General features: G+C 65.7%; 13 protein-coding genes and 1 riboswitch. Of the genes, 8 read left to right on the top strand and 5 right to left on the bottom strand.

Annotated elements, in window-relative coordinates; genetic code table 11:
* Positions 1–17: 17 nt before the first annotated feature.
* A riboswitch (SAM riboswitch) is annotated at positions 18–129 on the bottom strand.
* A gap of 171 nt (positions 130–300) precedes the next feature.
* From GEV27_RS07670 to GEV27_RS07660, 3 genes are all read left to right on the top strand, one after another.
* The gene (locus GEV27_RS07670) at positions 301–900 is read left to right on the top strand and encodes a DUF2510 domain-containing protein (RefSeq protein ID WP_153933822.1); all 600 of its coding nucleotides are present in this window, start codon (positions 301–303) and stop codon (positions 898–900) included.
* Positions 901–908: 8 nt separating this feature from the next.
* Entirely contained in the window at positions 909–1,496 is a 588-nt protein-coding gene (locus GEV27_RS07665; RefSeq protein WP_153933821.1) for a DUF2510 domain-containing protein, read from the top strand.
* Between the two features lie 219 nt (positions 1,497–1,715).
* A complete protein-coding gene (locus GEV27_RS07660) occupies positions 1,716–2,288 on the top strand; it encodes a hypothetical protein (RefSeq protein ID WP_153933820.1) in 573 nt (190 codons plus the stop codon).
* Positions 2,289–2,458: 170 nt separating this feature from the next.
* Here GEV27_RS07660 and GEV27_RS07655 read toward each other — a convergent pair whose 3' ends face one another.
* The 4 genes from GEV27_RS07655 to GEV27_RS07640 all read right to left on the bottom strand — a co-directional run bounded on the left by GEV27_RS07655 (position 2,459) and on the right by GEV27_RS07640 (position 6,837).
* Positions 2,459–3,412, bottom strand: a complete 954-nt coding sequence (locus GEV27_RS07655; protein WP_375335581.1) for a hypothetical protein — start codon at positions 3,410–3,412, stop codon at positions 2,459–2,461.
* Entirely contained in the window at positions 3,409–5,076 is a 1,668-nt protein-coding gene (locus GEV27_RS07650) for an NERD domain-containing protein (RefSeq protein ID WP_153933818.1), read from the bottom strand. The genes GEV27_RS07655 and GEV27_RS07650 overlap by 4 nt, the downstream gene beginning before the upstream one ends.
* Before the next feature lie 77 nt (positions 5,077–5,153).
* Positions 5,154–6,269: a hypothetical protein gene (locus GEV27_RS07645; protein WP_153933817.1), complete on the bottom strand. Its 1,116-nt coding sequence runs from the start codon at positions 6,267–6,269 to the stop codon at positions 5,154–5,156.
* 91 nt (positions 6,270–6,360) lie between these two features.
* Complete coding sequence (locus GEV27_RS07640) at positions 6,361–6,837, bottom strand: helix-turn-helix domain-containing protein (RefSeq protein ID WP_194944150.1); 477 nt, start codon at positions 6,835–6,837, stop codon at positions 6,361–6,363.
* Between the two features lie 73 nt (positions 6,838–6,910).
* Here GEV27_RS07640 and GEV27_RS07635 point away from each other — a divergent pair, with 73 nt between their 5' ends.
* The 5 genes from GEV27_RS07635 (at position 6,911) to GEV27_RS07615 (ending at position 10,732) form a co-directional block, all read left to right on the top strand.
* Complete coding sequence (locus GEV27_RS07635; protein WP_153933815.1) at positions 6,911–8,206, top strand: VWA domain-containing protein; 1,296 nt, start codon at positions 6,911–6,913, stop codon at positions 8,204–8,206.
* Between the two features lie 28 nt (positions 8,207–8,234).
* A complete protein-coding gene (locus tag GEV27_RS07630) occupies positions 8,235–9,023 on the top strand; it encodes an N-formylglutamate amidohydrolase (RefSeq protein ID WP_153933814.1) in 789 nt (262 codons plus the stop codon).
* A 303-nt stretch (positions 9,024–9,326) separates the two neighbouring features.
* Positions 9,327–9,674, top strand: coding sequence for a hypothetical protein (locus GEV27_RS07625; RefSeq protein WP_153933813.1), 348 nt, complete (start codon positions 9,327–9,329; stop codon positions 9,672–9,674).
* Positions 9,674–10,144, top strand: coding sequence for an AAA domain-containing protein (locus GEV27_RS07620; protein WP_153933812.1), 471 nt, complete (start codon positions 9,674–9,676; stop codon positions 10,142–10,144). Before GEV27_RS07625 ends, GEV27_RS07620 begins: the two co-directional genes overlap by 1 nt.
* Before the next feature lie 42 nt (positions 10,145–10,186).
* Complete coding sequence (locus GEV27_RS07615) at positions 10,187–10,732, top strand: hypothetical protein (RefSeq protein WP_153933811.1); 546 nt, start codon at positions 10,187–10,189, stop codon at positions 10,730–10,732.
* A 7-nt stretch (positions 10,733–10,739) separates the two neighbouring features.
* Here GEV27_RS07615 and GEV27_RS07610 read toward each other — a convergent pair whose 3' ends face one another.
* Positions 10,740–14,033, bottom strand: coding sequence for a DEAD/DEAH box helicase (locus GEV27_RS07610; RefSeq protein WP_153933810.1), 3,294 nt, complete (start codon positions 14,031–14,033; stop codon positions 10,740–10,742).
* Between the last annotated feature and the right edge of the window lie 114 nt (positions 14,034–14,147).

Genomic DNA, 14,147 nt, shown 5'->3' with positions numbered 1-14,147 from the left:
TTCCTGGAGGCTGCGCCTCCGATCGCTTGTCGCGGACGGTCATCCGTGACCTGCTCTTCTCCTGGGGCACCCACCACGTCGGGGGTTGCCGGACAGCCAGCCAGGTACTTGTCGCTGCCGCTCGTGAGCGTGGGGACGACGCTACGCGCTGGACCTGACAGTTCCGGCTGAGGCGCTTCGAAGTGACCACATGAGTGGCTCGCTGTGGCCATACCGGCCAACTTCGGTCGATTCCGCCTCCGTGCCGGTCGATGCTGACTCGGCGGGCGGCGCAGTGCTGCCCCGATCGGAGGGACTCCCATGAACACTCAACCCCCTAGCGGCAGCACGCCGCCCGGCTTCTACCCCGACTCGTCCGGCGCCATGCGCTGGTGGGACGGCAGCTCGTGGACCGAGCACACCCAGCAGGCAACGCCTGAGCAGGTCGCGCCACCGAAGAAGAGGCACACGTTCCGCAACGTCATGCTCGGAATCATCGCGGCGTGCGTCCTCTTCATCGCCGGATGCACCGCACTCCTCGGCAGCGCCGCGAATGAGGCCGGCAAGTCGATCGAGAAGGAAGTGGCCAAGGACAAGCAGCCCGGCGGCCCCGACAACCCGTTGACGATCGTCGAGGGCAAGAAGTTCTCCGTGTCGGGCTTCGACTACTCGTCCGGCTGGAAGGTCGACGAGGACGTGCTCGGCAGCGTCGACATCACCAAGCTGAAAGTCACGAACAACCGCGACAAGAAGGACTCGGCCCTCGTCGAGATCAAGTTCATGAAGGGCAGCGAGGTGCTCGCACTCGCCGACTGCACGACCGAGCCGGTAGCCATCGGTCAGACCACGACGCTCTCGTGCGGCAGCACGGACGAGCTGCCGAAGTCGTACGACCGCATCACGATCAACGACTCGTTCTGAGAGCGCGCATGACTGACAACGAAGCAGAGTCCACACCCACCCGGATCTGTCGCAAGTGCAGCGCCGCGAACACGTCGCCGGGTGAGTTCTGCCCCGGCTGCGGCACTCCGTACGTACGCCGGTCGCGCCGGCCGTCTCGCAAGGTTGCTCTGGTCGCGGCCCTGGTCGTGCTTCTCGTGGCGGGCGGCACGGCGGCCATCGCCGTGAAGAAACATCAGGACGGACTGGCAGGCGACCGAGCGGCGGCAGCCGCGGAGCGGCAGGACCGCCGCGAGCGAGACGCCGCTGCAGACGCGCGGGAGCGGGCCGACGAGGCCGAGCGAGACGTGCGTCGTGATCTGGTGGAGGCACTCGAGAAGCAGATCACCAAGGACGCGAAGGAGAATGTCGCCGACGACCTCCTAGAGGGTCCGATCAAGTACACGAGCTGCACGGCTACGGGCGGCGGATCCACTGACGATCTCACCGCTCTCACCGGGACGTTCGAGTGCATCGCTGTCAACGAGGAGAACAACGACGGGACGGCGTCGGGCTACCGCTACGCCGGCACGGCCGAATGGGACACCGGCTCGATCACCTGGAAGCTCGGTGGGTGACACCGGACCGTCAAAAGACCGTAAAAACCCGACATTCGAGGACTTTCTGGCCTGCTGTTCTGCGCGCCTACGCCCGCCTGATGGGCTATTTTTTCAGAACCGCGGCCACCCCAGCCTGCCTCCGGGCTCGATGCCTGGGACTCCCACAGCCGCGAACTTCCAGAAAGCAGGGGAACCATGACGCCTCGGGCCCCTCGCGGGACGTTCCGCTTTTTGTCTGTGTTCGTAGCATTCGCGCTCGGCATTGGCGCGTTCGCGACCACTCGAGACCTGGGCTGGCTCAGCCCGTTCGGGATCGAGTCGGAGAGCCACGACTCCCAAGTCATTCATGCGATCGAGCGCACCCAGGAGGTCTCTCTCCTCAGCCTTGGTGTCCAAGGCATCACCAATGAGAAGCGCTGCGCGGAGGCCTTCGGAAAGTGCATCCCTGGCAGTGCTGAACAGGTCTTCCTGCAGTACAACTTCAATGCAAAACTCGGGATCGATGGCGCCCAGGTCGAGGTGACCAAGTCGGGAGAGAACTCATTTCGCGTCTCCATTCCGGACTTCACGTTCATCGGTTACGAGAAGCCCACCTTCAAGGTCGCAACAGAGGACGCTGGGGTCTTGGAGTGGTTCACCCCAGACATCGACAAGGTCGAGATGATCAACAAGATCCTGGACAGCAAGGCACGGACCAAGTACTTGGCGTCGAACAGCGCACTCCTCAAGGACCAGACCGAAGTCTTCTACAACAGCCTGATCACCAGCATCGACCGCGATGCAGTCACGACCTACGAGTTCCGCTCGTAGCTGGCCGGGTGTCCGCGTCGTCTCGTCTCGCGCCGATCGGCCGCCAGCGCGTGCGCCCACCACGGGGGTGTGGCCCCCGAATTTTGTGGGAAGGTCCTGGCGTACGCGCCGGGTGCACGCTCGACCGGAGGGGCATCCCCTCGGGCGATCACCGTGTCGACGACGACCTCTCACCCACGAGGACTCTTCGAGGTCGCTGGCCGACGAGGATCGTTCTGGGGCAGGAGGCCACTGATGGGTGAGAAGTCGGTGTAGCGCTCGGAGAACGTGCGACGCCAGTCGTCGTGGCCGTCGACGGCCTCGACGATCGACTGGATCGAGTGGAAGCTCAGTCCGGCAGGATTCACCAGCTGCTCCTGGACCTTGGCGGTCGCAACGCGCGCGGCCTGGTCCTCGTCGCACGCGACGACCACGCCGAACGCGCGGTCGTACGCCTCGATCTCGATGGTCGCTTGCGTGAGGAGCTGGTTGAACCAGAGCTGGCGGAGACCGTTCTTGTCCAAGTGGGATGCCGCATCCGGCTGCCACCATTGACTGCTCGTGCGCTCAAGGAACTTCTGTGCGGCCGGCTTGCGCAGCGTCGCTTTCAGATCTTCGTGATACTTGCACTCCACCCCGACGAATCCCCGCTCTCCCGTCCCGGTCGTGTACTCGACGAACGCATCGAACGCGGAGCCGGAGAACGTACCTGTGCTCGGCGCCCACTCGATCCTGATGTCGTCGACGATGGATGCCTGATCGTCTATCTCCCGGATCCACGGCAAAATCGACGCCGGATCACTCGCCAGATGACCGAAGAGGTTGAAGCACAGCGGCTGCGACGAGAGGGCGTTGCGACGGAGGCGGTCCTCTTGGATCATCCCCGGACGCCCCTTCGAGTCGCTATTGGCCCGGTGAAATGCCGCGCGGGCAGCGGGCGTCATCAAGTTGACGTCGAGGGAGACATCGAGCGGCAACATCGAACCGACGAGCCGACCCGGCTGGCCGGTCGCCGGACCGGCCGGTTGACCCGCGATCGTCTGGCGCCACCACGTCTGCTGAAGCCGGAGGCCTGCCTGCCAGCGGTTGTCCGATGTCTCTCGCCAGACGGGGTCGTCCCACGCGGCAGCTGGGTCCGTGCTCATCTGATCCCCCTCAGTCGCTTCAGGACGGCCGGTCCGCCCTGTGCCTCGATGTGCTCCGCGTCCCCGCAGACCACCAACAGGTCCCGAGCGCGGGACAGTCCGACGTACAGACGCTCCGTCGCTCGATCCCGTCCCGGCTGCTCGTTGACTGCGAGGATCACCGCGGGTCGTTCAAGCCCCTTGAATCCCGAGACGTGTCCGTAGAAGACCTGGTCCTTGTCCCAGAACGAGTCCCAGTACGACTGCCAGCCGGCCTCCTGCCGCGACTTCTGCTCCGGGTGCCGCGGGCCTGTGGTCAGCACCGCGATGTCGGACGGCTGCCAGCCCTCGTCGATCAGCTGGTCGACCATGTCGTCGGCCCGGTCGAGAGCGTCCTCATGAGAGCACTCGACGAAGCGGACCTCCTCGCCTTCGTGCTGACTCACCCGGAGCCGGTTGGGCGCCATCGGCGAGAACGTCTGCGAGATCTGCTTGGTGTTGCGCAGGTTGCGGTCGAGGATGAGCGGCACGAGCCCGGCCGGCGAGTCCCCGAAGCGATGGAAGATGCGCTGGCCCTCGTCGGTGAAGACGTAGAGGCCGCTGTCCTCGTACTTCAGGGCCTCCAGGACGACGGGCCACCACGAGTCGGCGAAGTCCTGAGCCTCGTCGATGACGATGGCGTCGAACAGCTCGCCCCACTCGAGCTCGCGCACGAGGCCGAGCATCTCCTGCGGAAGTCGGTTCTCCCAGAAGTCGGAGTCGTTGTCGTCACCCTCGGTGGCGCCCCACTCCGCGCCGAGCCCGTGGAACGTGCCGACGTACGCCGGCTGGTCCTTGTGGCCGAACGTGCTGAGCCGACGCCCCATCCAGACGGACAGGCCGCGGGAATAGCTCATGAGCGCCACCCGCTGGCCGTCGCGCGCGAGCCGGCGTGCCTGCTCCACTGCGAGCCACGTCTTGCCGCTGCCCGCTCCCCCGCGGATCTCGACCTGGTCGACGTGCGCGATGAAGTCGAGGATGCGGGACTGCTCCAGGCTGAGTCGCTCGATGACGTCGTCGTGGTCGGCAACCCGGTCCGCCACGGCGTCGGACGGCAACGTCGCGGAGATCCGCTGAGGCAGGAACCTACCCTGCAGCGCCTCGTGGATCGCGACGATGTCCATCGCGTCGCACGGACGGGCGTCCCGCTCCTGCATCGTCAGCATGTTGCGAAGACGGCTCACGATGTCGTCCATGTCGGCTCGGTCCACCACCATCCACCGATGGCAGTCGGGCATGTCGAACTGCGGATCAAGTCGTACGTTCGGCAGCACGACGCCGTGCGCCCACAGGATCGGCCTCTTGCCGGCCCAGGCCATCGAGTCCTCGACCCACTTCTTCAAGACGTGCTTGGCCGTCATGGCCTGCTCGACGGGATCGCGGCGTCTCACGCCCTCGGGCAGCTCTTGGAACCACTTGCCGTCCTCGACCCAGACCTTTCCGCCCTTGATCTCGAGCACGACGACTCCGAGCCCTTCGAACACCACGGCGATGTCGAGCTCGTAGTCGCGAGTGTGGTCGGTGAATCGCTGGTTGGCGATGAGGAGATCGTTCTCGCCGAGCTGCTCTCGCAGAGCGGTCCAGACGCGCTGCTCTGCACCGCTGGCGAACTTGGGCTCTTCGGGCCACAGCATGGGAGTGGGCATAGCAGGGATCCTGTCACTGAAGTGGGGCAATTGCCCGGAAGGGAGGGAGATCTCGGGGTCGGCCGGGGTGGACGCCCTCACGCGGCAGCGCCGGTCTCGTCGGTGATCTCACCGATCGCGTCGTCCAGTGCCGAGACGACCTTGCGCCAGGCGATGACCTGCAGGAGGAGCGCATCCTGCAACGCGCCCTCGGTCGAGGCGGTCCTGCGTCTCGCCAGCTTGCCTGCCTCGATCGCAGCGTCGCGCCAACGCCGCAGCGATCTCCGCGAGTCGTCCGCGAGGTCACGCGCCATGATGACCAGGTCAGACCGGTCCCCGGACAGGCCGAAGAGCAGGAGCAGGTCCTCGTCGACGCCGAGAGCGACAGGCGTACCCGGACGCGGTCGGATCACCTTGGCGCCCACCCGGCCTCCTTCGTCCTGCAGAAAGCCGAAGGTCGAGTCGATGGCGCGGTCGAGATGTGCAGGGCAGAAGGGGTCGGCGTTCACCGTCGTCGCCACCACGAGGCTGTCGCCGATCAGCGAGAAGCAGAAGAAGTGGAAGCGCCCATTCAGCTTCAGCAGGCGCTTTCGCGCCTTGCGGACGTCGACGTCACGGGCGACGACGGCCCACACCTCGACGACCGGACGGCTTCGGCTCACCCGGATGTCGACCCTGCCGGCGTCGCGTGCCAAGCCGATCGACCCGTCGTCGCGAACCGGGGGCTCGAAGCCGAGGCGCTCGGACACGGCTCGTTCGACCCACTGCTGCAGATCGGCGCGGTCGAGTGGCGACACGGACTCCGGTGTGGGCGTTCGTGGGGCCGGTGCGGCGGGGGGCTCCGCAGGGTCAGCAAGGACCAGATCGCCTGCGAGAACCTCGACGAACGATGGGTGGACGGCACCGGCAGACTCGAGCGCATCCGAGATCACGCGGGCGTACGCGTCGATGCTGCCGGGGCCGAACGTAATGCTGCGCCCGTGCCGCGCGTGGGGTCGGTCCTGCTCGTCGTCCCACTCCCACAGCGCCTCGAAACGCGAGTCGCGCCGCGTCACGACCAGCTCGACCGTCCATCCGTCGTCGGCATCGGGCAGGCCCAGAGCCAGGACGTTGTGGACGCGCATGTCGGCCAGGCGGTCAGCAACACGGACGCGGAACGTCAGCCAGGCGCCGGCGACCTCACGGTCGACCACCATCTCCTCATAGCTGCCCATCGCGCATCTCCCATCGCTCGTCGTCGTGGTTGACGCTATGGGCGAGCACCGACAGTTTTATGCAACCGGCTAATTCAGTGATGCAGACTTGTCACCGGCGGGCGTCGAGCATCCCCTGCATGGCCCGCTTCTGCACCTCGGCGAGGACGTCGAGCCGCTCCCCCGGATCGAACTCCTCGACCAGGTCGAGGATGTCGCCGATCAAGTCCTCGCGCGACCCGGGCGCGGCATGCTCGCCACCGCCACCAGGGGCAGACGCGACTCGGAGCTCTGACACCCCGGGGGGTGGGCCGCCGGAGAGCAATTGCTCTGAAAACTGCTGTGCTTCCCGCACTTGAGAGCGGTCCTTGACGTCGCCCGGGATCGTCCGTTCGAGCGCCTCGACGCTGAGGTCCAGCGCCTGCGCGATCGCACGAGCGGCATTCCGGGACGGCTTGCGCAGCCCCGTCTCCAGCTGCGAGATGTAGGGGTACGAGAGCTCAGCCGCTTCGGCCAGCTGCGACCGCGACATGCCCTTGCGGTCCCGCTGCTCCTTGATCACCCGGGCGAAGGGTGGAAGAGAATTCACGACAATGCTCCTTGCATAATCTCTACTCGATGCATTATGCTGCTTGCACAAGCCTAGACGAAAGGAGCCGAGAATGGAACTCACCACTCGACTCGATCGGGATCGCTTCACCTGGCTGACCCCGAGCCTCACCTCCGCAGACCGGGCCTCGATGCTCGTGGAGGTCACCGCGCCGCCGATGCCCGACAGCACCCGTGCCGTCCCCACCCAGCTGGTGGTCGTGCTCGATCGCAGCGGATCCATGGCGGGTCCCCCGATCGAGCAGGCGAAGCAGGCCCTGTGCGATGTCGTCGACCGCCTCGCGCCGACCGACACGTTCGGTCTTGTCACGTTCGACGACACGGTAGACGTCGTCGTGCCTGTCGGGCCCGTCTCCGACCGCTCCCTGATCAAGGCGATGATCCGCTCGGTACGCCCCGGGGGGTCGACCGACCTCGCCGCAGGGCTCGTCCGGGGGCTGAAGGAAGCGCAGCGCCTCGAGTCGCACGACGGCGTACGCATCCTGCTCGTGAGCGACGGGCACGCCAACAGAGGCGTCACGGATCCTGCCGTGATCGGACGACGTACCGGCCAGTTCCTCGACCAGCGCATCAGCACGTCGGTGCTGGGGATGGGCCTCGGCTACGACGAGCTCCTGCTCGAGGCAGTCTCGATGGCCGGAGCCGGCAACAACTACTTCGCCGACGAGGCGGGCACTGCCGGCGAGGCCATCGCTGCGGAGTGCGGGGAGCTGCTCGCGCAGCGGTTCCTGTCGGTTCGCCTGACGGTGGTCCCGGGCAACGGCGTCCAGCGCGCGTCGGTCCTGGGTGACCTCAACGTCGCTGCCCACAACGACGGCGTGCAGATCGCCCTCGGCGCGTTCACCGCCGATCAGACTCGCAGCGTCGTGCTGCAGTTCGACCCGAAGCAGGCGCCCAAGCCCGGACGTCGCAAGGTCGCGACGGTCCGCCTGACGTACGTGCTGGCGGACGACCTCGAGGACTACTCGGTCTCGCAGACCGTGTGGGCGCACGTCGTCGACGGCGATGCGAAGCCCGCCAAGGTCGATCGCGAGGTCACGGCCGAGGTGCTGTTCCAGGGTGTCCAGCGACTCAAGCGCCGCGCGACCGACGCGCTGCAGGTCGGCGACATCGACGCCGCCCGTCGCCGGTACGAGCGCGCCCTGCGCACCGTCCGCCGGCACTGGGCGGACGTCCCGGCCCATCGCCGTCCTGAGTTCGAGAAGGACCGCGCCGTCATCGAGGACGCCCTCCGGCGGCTCGAGGTCGACTCGAGCCCCACGGGGATGTCGTACGTGAGCAAGGCGATGCTCACCGACGCCGCGTTCAACATGCGCGGCCGTGACCGCCGGCGCCCCAACGCCGGCTGATCCGCTCGCCGAGCAGAAAGGAGCACCGATGTTTGAGATCGTTCCCGGCGACCCGCGCTCCCGGGTGGTCATCCACGTCCCCCACGCGTCACGGACGATCCCGGCCGACGTGAGGGCAGGCATCTACCTGGACGACGCCGCACTCGAGCGCGAGCTCGACGCGGTGACGGACGCCTTCACCGGTGTCATTGCCGAGCACGTCGCGGCGCACGCGCCGGTGCGGCCCTGGTTGTTCGTCAACCGGCTCTCCCGCCTGGTCGTCGACCCGGGACATTTCCCGGACGAGCACGAGGAACTGAACGCGGCAGGGGTGGCTGCGGTCCGCACCCGCACGTCGGACGGCTTCGTCCTGCGCGACCCGTCGGACGACGAGATCTCGGGGCTCGTCGTCCGATGGCTTGCCCCCTACGCGAACGCCATGAGCAACCTCGTGGCCGAGCGCCTGTCGGCCACCGGCGGCGTGACGCTGATCGACCTCCACTCGTATCCGCTCGTGCCCCAGCCGTACGAGCTGCACGACCGTCCGCGTCCCGAGGTCCGCCTCGGCACGGACACCATCCACTCGCCCGACTGGCTCGTGCTGGACGCCCGGAAGGCCTTCGGACAGTTCGAGGCGAGCCTCGACTCACCATTCGCCGGCTGCTTCATGCCGCTCGGCCAGCGCCGCGGCGACGAGCGTGTCAACGCACTCAGGGTCGGGGTGCACCGCGACCTCTACATGGACGTGACCTCGAAGCTCGTCGAGCCCGCGCTCGAGCCGATCGTCCGTGCTCTCGTCAGCTTGCTCGACTTGGTTGAGCCCGGGGACTGTACATGAGCGTCCAACTCCCGCTCCGGGACATTGTCAGAGTCGTCAAGTCCACCGCGTTCACCCAATAACAGGGCCGGTCCGGCTCTACTGTTACTACCCGTCACATACTCAGGAGAACTAGCCATTACCGCCGTAAGCACATGGAGCACCGCCGAGCTATTCGAGCAGTACTCGATCATTCTTCGCGAGCTCCGCCGGCGCGAGATCACTCGAACCAATAACGCGCCAGCAGGCGACTACGCCGAATGGCTGGTTCAGCGTGCATTGGGCGGACGCCTCGCAGACAACTCTGAAAAGTCGTTCGACCTCGTGACGGAAGACGGAACCCTGGTGCAGGTGAAGGCCCGTGTTGTCTCCACGAAGATCCTCGCCGGCCAGCGGCAGATGTCACCGTTCCGCACCTGGGGTTTCGATCTCGCAGCCATGGTTCAGTTCGCTGAGCACGACTACACCGTCGTTCGGGGTGTCGTGGTGCCGGTCGAGCAAGTCCGTCAGGCAGCACGGTGGACTCCGCACGTGAACGGCCATGTGGCTCACATGACCGACGCCTTGATGTCTGCGCCGGGGGCGAAGGACATCACCGATGCGCTCCGAGCCGCCGCTGAGATGAGCCCCGGCGAGGTCGCACGTTGGGCCCCACAGGACGGTGAGCTCTGATGGTCATGATCTCCGGGGACGACGGGACATTCGTCCTCAGCCCGTCCGATCTCACCAGCTCGGCCATGTGCCAGTTCGGCTGGATGCGCGGGGTCGATATCAAACTCGACCGCGGGCCCCCGCGACCCATGACACCTGCCGACGTCCTGGTGGTCGCGCCGTACAACGCCCAAGGTGCCCTTCTTCGGCGAGAGCTCGACCGGGCGGGCTTCGCCGAGACCCGCGTCGGGACGGTTGACAAGTTTCAAGGCCAAGAAGCGCCTGTTGTCATCGTTTCGATGACAGCATCCAGCGCCGAGGACGTGCCGCGGGGCATGGAGTTCCTCCTCAATCGCAACAGACTGAATGTGGCCATCTCTCGCGGCCAGTGGGCGGCGTACGTCTTCCGGTCGGAGGCGCTCACAGATTTCTTGCCGGCGTCTCCCTCGGGACTGGAAGACGCGGGCGCATTCCTCCGCGCAACGGGCTGACAATCCAAGTTGCCCACCGAGACACAACCACTTAGGACACTCATGACGCAGATCAGTGCAGATCTCGACGCCACCTCCTTGGCCCGCGTGGCCCGTGCCTACGTTCGAGCACGCAACGAACGTCTACCGGACGTCGACTATCTCCGCGCGCGCTACTACGGCATCCGACGGGCCTTGCAGATGGAACGGCTGCTGCCGGACGAGCTCGAGCGCCCGCTGAGCCATGACGTCAGCTACTACAGAGCAGCCGAAGACGTCACCCGCGCACAACGCGCTGAGTGGCGCTGGCTGACTCCCATTCATGCCTTGCTACACGTACCAACCGGATGCAACCCACTGAGCGACGAGTGGCGTGATCGGTTCTTCTCGACTCTCAAGACCTTTTACCCAACACACGCACGCGCGCTCGTGGAGGCTCCGGAGGAGTACGAGGTGCGGACAGAACTCATGCTCACTCAGGCATTGGTCCTTCTCGAGCCAGACCTCGCTCAACGGGTGATCCCTCGGGACGAAGTGAGGGTTACCCGCGTCCGCCACCTGACCGGGGCGGACCTGGCCGAGATCAGAGAAGTAGAGGAGGACACCTGACCAGGGATCAGTCCACCACGGGTCTGACCTGACCGAAAAGCCTCTCCCTCTCGGCGGCGATCACGATTCTTGCCAGCTCAGCGTCCGAGACATCCACTGCATCCGGCGCACCCTTCGCGATGACGCTGTCACGCGCGAAATCGTCGAAGAGCTGCCGCTTCTCGGCCAGGATCTCCCGGATTCGTTCGTCCACACTGTCCTCGCTCAGCAGCCGGTGCACCTGCACGGTGTTCGTCTGCCCCATCCGATGGGCTCGAGCGATCGCCTGAGACTCCATCGTCGGTTTCAGCTGGGGTTCACAGATGACCACTACTGAAGCCGACTGGATGTTCAGTCCGACTCCCCCGGCAGTCATCTGTGCCACAAGAACGGCCCCACCCTTGGCCTTCGAGAACCGGTCGACAAGAGTCTGTCGATCCTTCGCAGGGAGCGAGCCCGTGAGCGGTCCGAAGACTTCACCGGGAAGGACTCGCGCGACTTCGGACAGGACGTCGCGGAAATAGGAGAACACGATGACCCGGCGTCCGTTGGCCTCTGCTTCCCCGACGATCTCGATGAGACGCTCGACCTTAAAAGAGCGTCCCGACACCATCGCGGCCCGACGCATCAGCATGAAGTTGCCTTCCTGCACTGCACCTCGGTACGACCGTTTATCTGAGTCGGACATCCTCATCCAGTCGTCGGTCTCGACGAGCTCGGGCAGCTCTGTGAGCACATCCTCCTGGTTTCGGCGGAGATACGCCGGCGCGACGTGCTTGCGGAACTTGGAAGGAAGATACTCCGGCGCTGATTCCGACAGGTCCGGCCGCACGTAGCCGACGAGGTTCCTGAACTCCTGAACGTTGTTCTCCAGCGGGGTGCCCGTCATCAGGATGGCGTACCGGAGCGAGCTGATCAGATCTGCAGCGGCTTGTGATCGTTGCGCGCTGGGGTTCTTGATGTAGTGCGCCTCGTCGAAGACTGCGCAGCCGATCTCCACCTCTGTGGCCTGCGCCTGTGCCCAGAGGAGCAGGTCGTAGGTCGTGACGGCGACGCCGCCGTTGCGCACCCATGACTTCGCCGCGTCGTTGCGCTCGGCGAGTGGACCGTGCAGGCGTACGGCTCTCATTTTGGTGTGCTTCGAGGTCTCCCGCATCCAGTTGCTCACCACGGCAGCAGGACAGACGACCAAGAAGTGAGAGTGTCCTACAGCCCGAAGGTGCGCAAACACCGCGAGTGCCTCGACTGTCTTCCCGAGACCCATCTCGTCACCAATGACCACTTTCTCCTGCACGATGCAGAAGCGGGCGCCGAAGCTCTGGTAGGCGCGGAGAGAGGCAGTCAGATGGTCACGCCTGAGCTCCTTGGCGCGCACCGCTTCGACGACCTCTTCCGGGAGATCCCCGTGCATCTTCTTCTCGTCCTCGGTGATGAAACCGAGCTCGGTGAGCATCCCGAAGTAGTCAGCCGGGCGAGAGAGGAAGTCGGTCCAGACGTCGGCCGGATCAGTGGTCTGGGCGGTTCGCCTCAGCGCTTCCGAGAGCAGGGAAGAAATGCCCGGTTGATCCGGCGGCACACGCCCTTGGACGACGGCGAGGACCCGTGTCGTGGCCTTCTTCGCCTTGAACAGCGAGAGGAGTCTGCTGGCGAGTGCGGCCTCGTCAGAGGTCGGGACGAACGTTCTGGCCCCGTCCCAAGCCCGGAGAGCGAGCAGGAGTGCTTCATCCTGCTTCCCGCGGCGCTTGACGTCAATGCGCACCGGCGTCTCATCGCGCACGCCCTCGTACAGGCGACGCACTGCCTGAACGATGCTCCGGGCCGAGGACTCACCGATCCCTGGGAGCTCGTGAAGATGGTGCTTCTCCTCGAACTTGTACACGTCCCAGACGTTGACCAGTCCAGCGTTCGACAGAGCGCCCACGCGAATCTGGTCATGGGAAGCCTTCCTGAGCGTTTCGAGGTCCATCGCCTTCAAAGCGCTCTTCACGTCGGCGGCGCGGACGGCTTCTGCAGCAGCCTTGGCAGCCCTTGACGCCGCAACGGCGGCGTCGGACGCGCTGACGATCGCCTCGACCCCGATCTTGGCGCGGCTGGTGAGATCTGCCGACAGCATCTCGGGCGTGCCGGACGGACGAGGCAAATAGCCACGGAGTCCAAGCGACGGGTCCAGCAACGTATCGAGGCTCTGCTCCGACGCAACCGACGGAGCGACCAGGCGCGCCAACTCCTTCTCGAACTCCTGCGCCTCTCTGACAGCCGCTGGTGCCAGCTCGTGAGCAGCACGGCAGCTGTCGTCCCTATGGCACTCCCATCGAGCGTTGAACCCCCTCTTGACCGGCCGGAGGAATCTCCCCGCCACGTCGAGCGCGTGTTGGAGCTTCTTCTCGTCCGCCGACGTGAGCGAGGCATCGCGGAGAAAGGTGAGGCTTGATATCAGCGCCGCGTTGTTGTCAGTGAGCGGGACCAGCCTCACCGTGAACTCACCAAGCTTCACTGCAAGGGCCTCCCGGAAAGCCGCTGCCACCTGTGACTCGACGTCAGCTCTGGCGACGTCGCGAGACTGCCGGATCTCGTCAACCCACCCCTGCCAGGTCTGCATCCGCTCGGCCAGCGCCCTGATCTGGGCCCTCTCCGCTGTGAGCTGGGTGGAAATTCGCTCGCCGGTGGCCCACATCTCTTGGAGTGCCCCGTTCGTGCGCACCTCGTGAAGGAAAGCAGCGAGCGTTGCAGCGGACGAGTGGCGGGGGCGGCAGCTGCCGTCGGCGCAGGACGCGGGATCGGTAAGCAGTCGTCTCGCCGCAGGCTCGTGGGTATCGACGACTCTTACCAGCGATGTCATTGCTTGTTTCTCGGACGTGCCGAGCACTCCTCCTCCGCCGACTGGCATGTGTGCCGCGTCGTCGAGCGTTGCTGCCATGTGTCTTCGTGCACCTTCGAGGTCCTCGAGCACCTGCCGGAGCCGCTCCGACTCGTCGCTCACCTGGGAAAAAAGCGCGGCTCGCATCTTTTTGAGCACTTCGTCAGAGGCGGCCTCCCGCACCGCCTGGTGGAACCAGGTCAGCCGCTCCGCCGCTTCGTGAGCCGGCTGCCGACTTTTCCTCCCGCTGAAGAGGGCTGGCCTCGCCAGCGATGCGGCGGACTCCAGGTCGCCCGAGGCTTCGGCCCTGTCGAACGTGGGCAGCACAGCGCCGTCCGCCCCCAGATCAACCGCTCCGGAAAGAGGCATGTGCGCCGACCAATGCCTCACCTCTTGGGCGGCACTGATCCATCCGCGGACGTCACCAATGACTTCTCTGATCTGAGCGCGCTCTGCGCGATTCATCCTGGTTCCTCATCGACAGGTGACGGCCCGCGCCACTCCGGTTCCGCCAACGTCGTCAGTGGGGTGGTGCCAAGATTAGTGGCCGACACCGGCGACCGAGTTGGAACCCGACTT

This window comes from Aeromicrobium sp. S22, assembly GCF_009661045.1.
In the GTDB taxonomy this organism is placed as follows: domain Bacteria; phylum Actinomycetota; class Actinomycetes; order Propionibacteriales; family Nocardioidaceae; genus Aeromicrobium; species Aeromicrobium yanjiei.
This window is presented reverse-complemented; position numbering and strand designations above follow the sequence as displayed.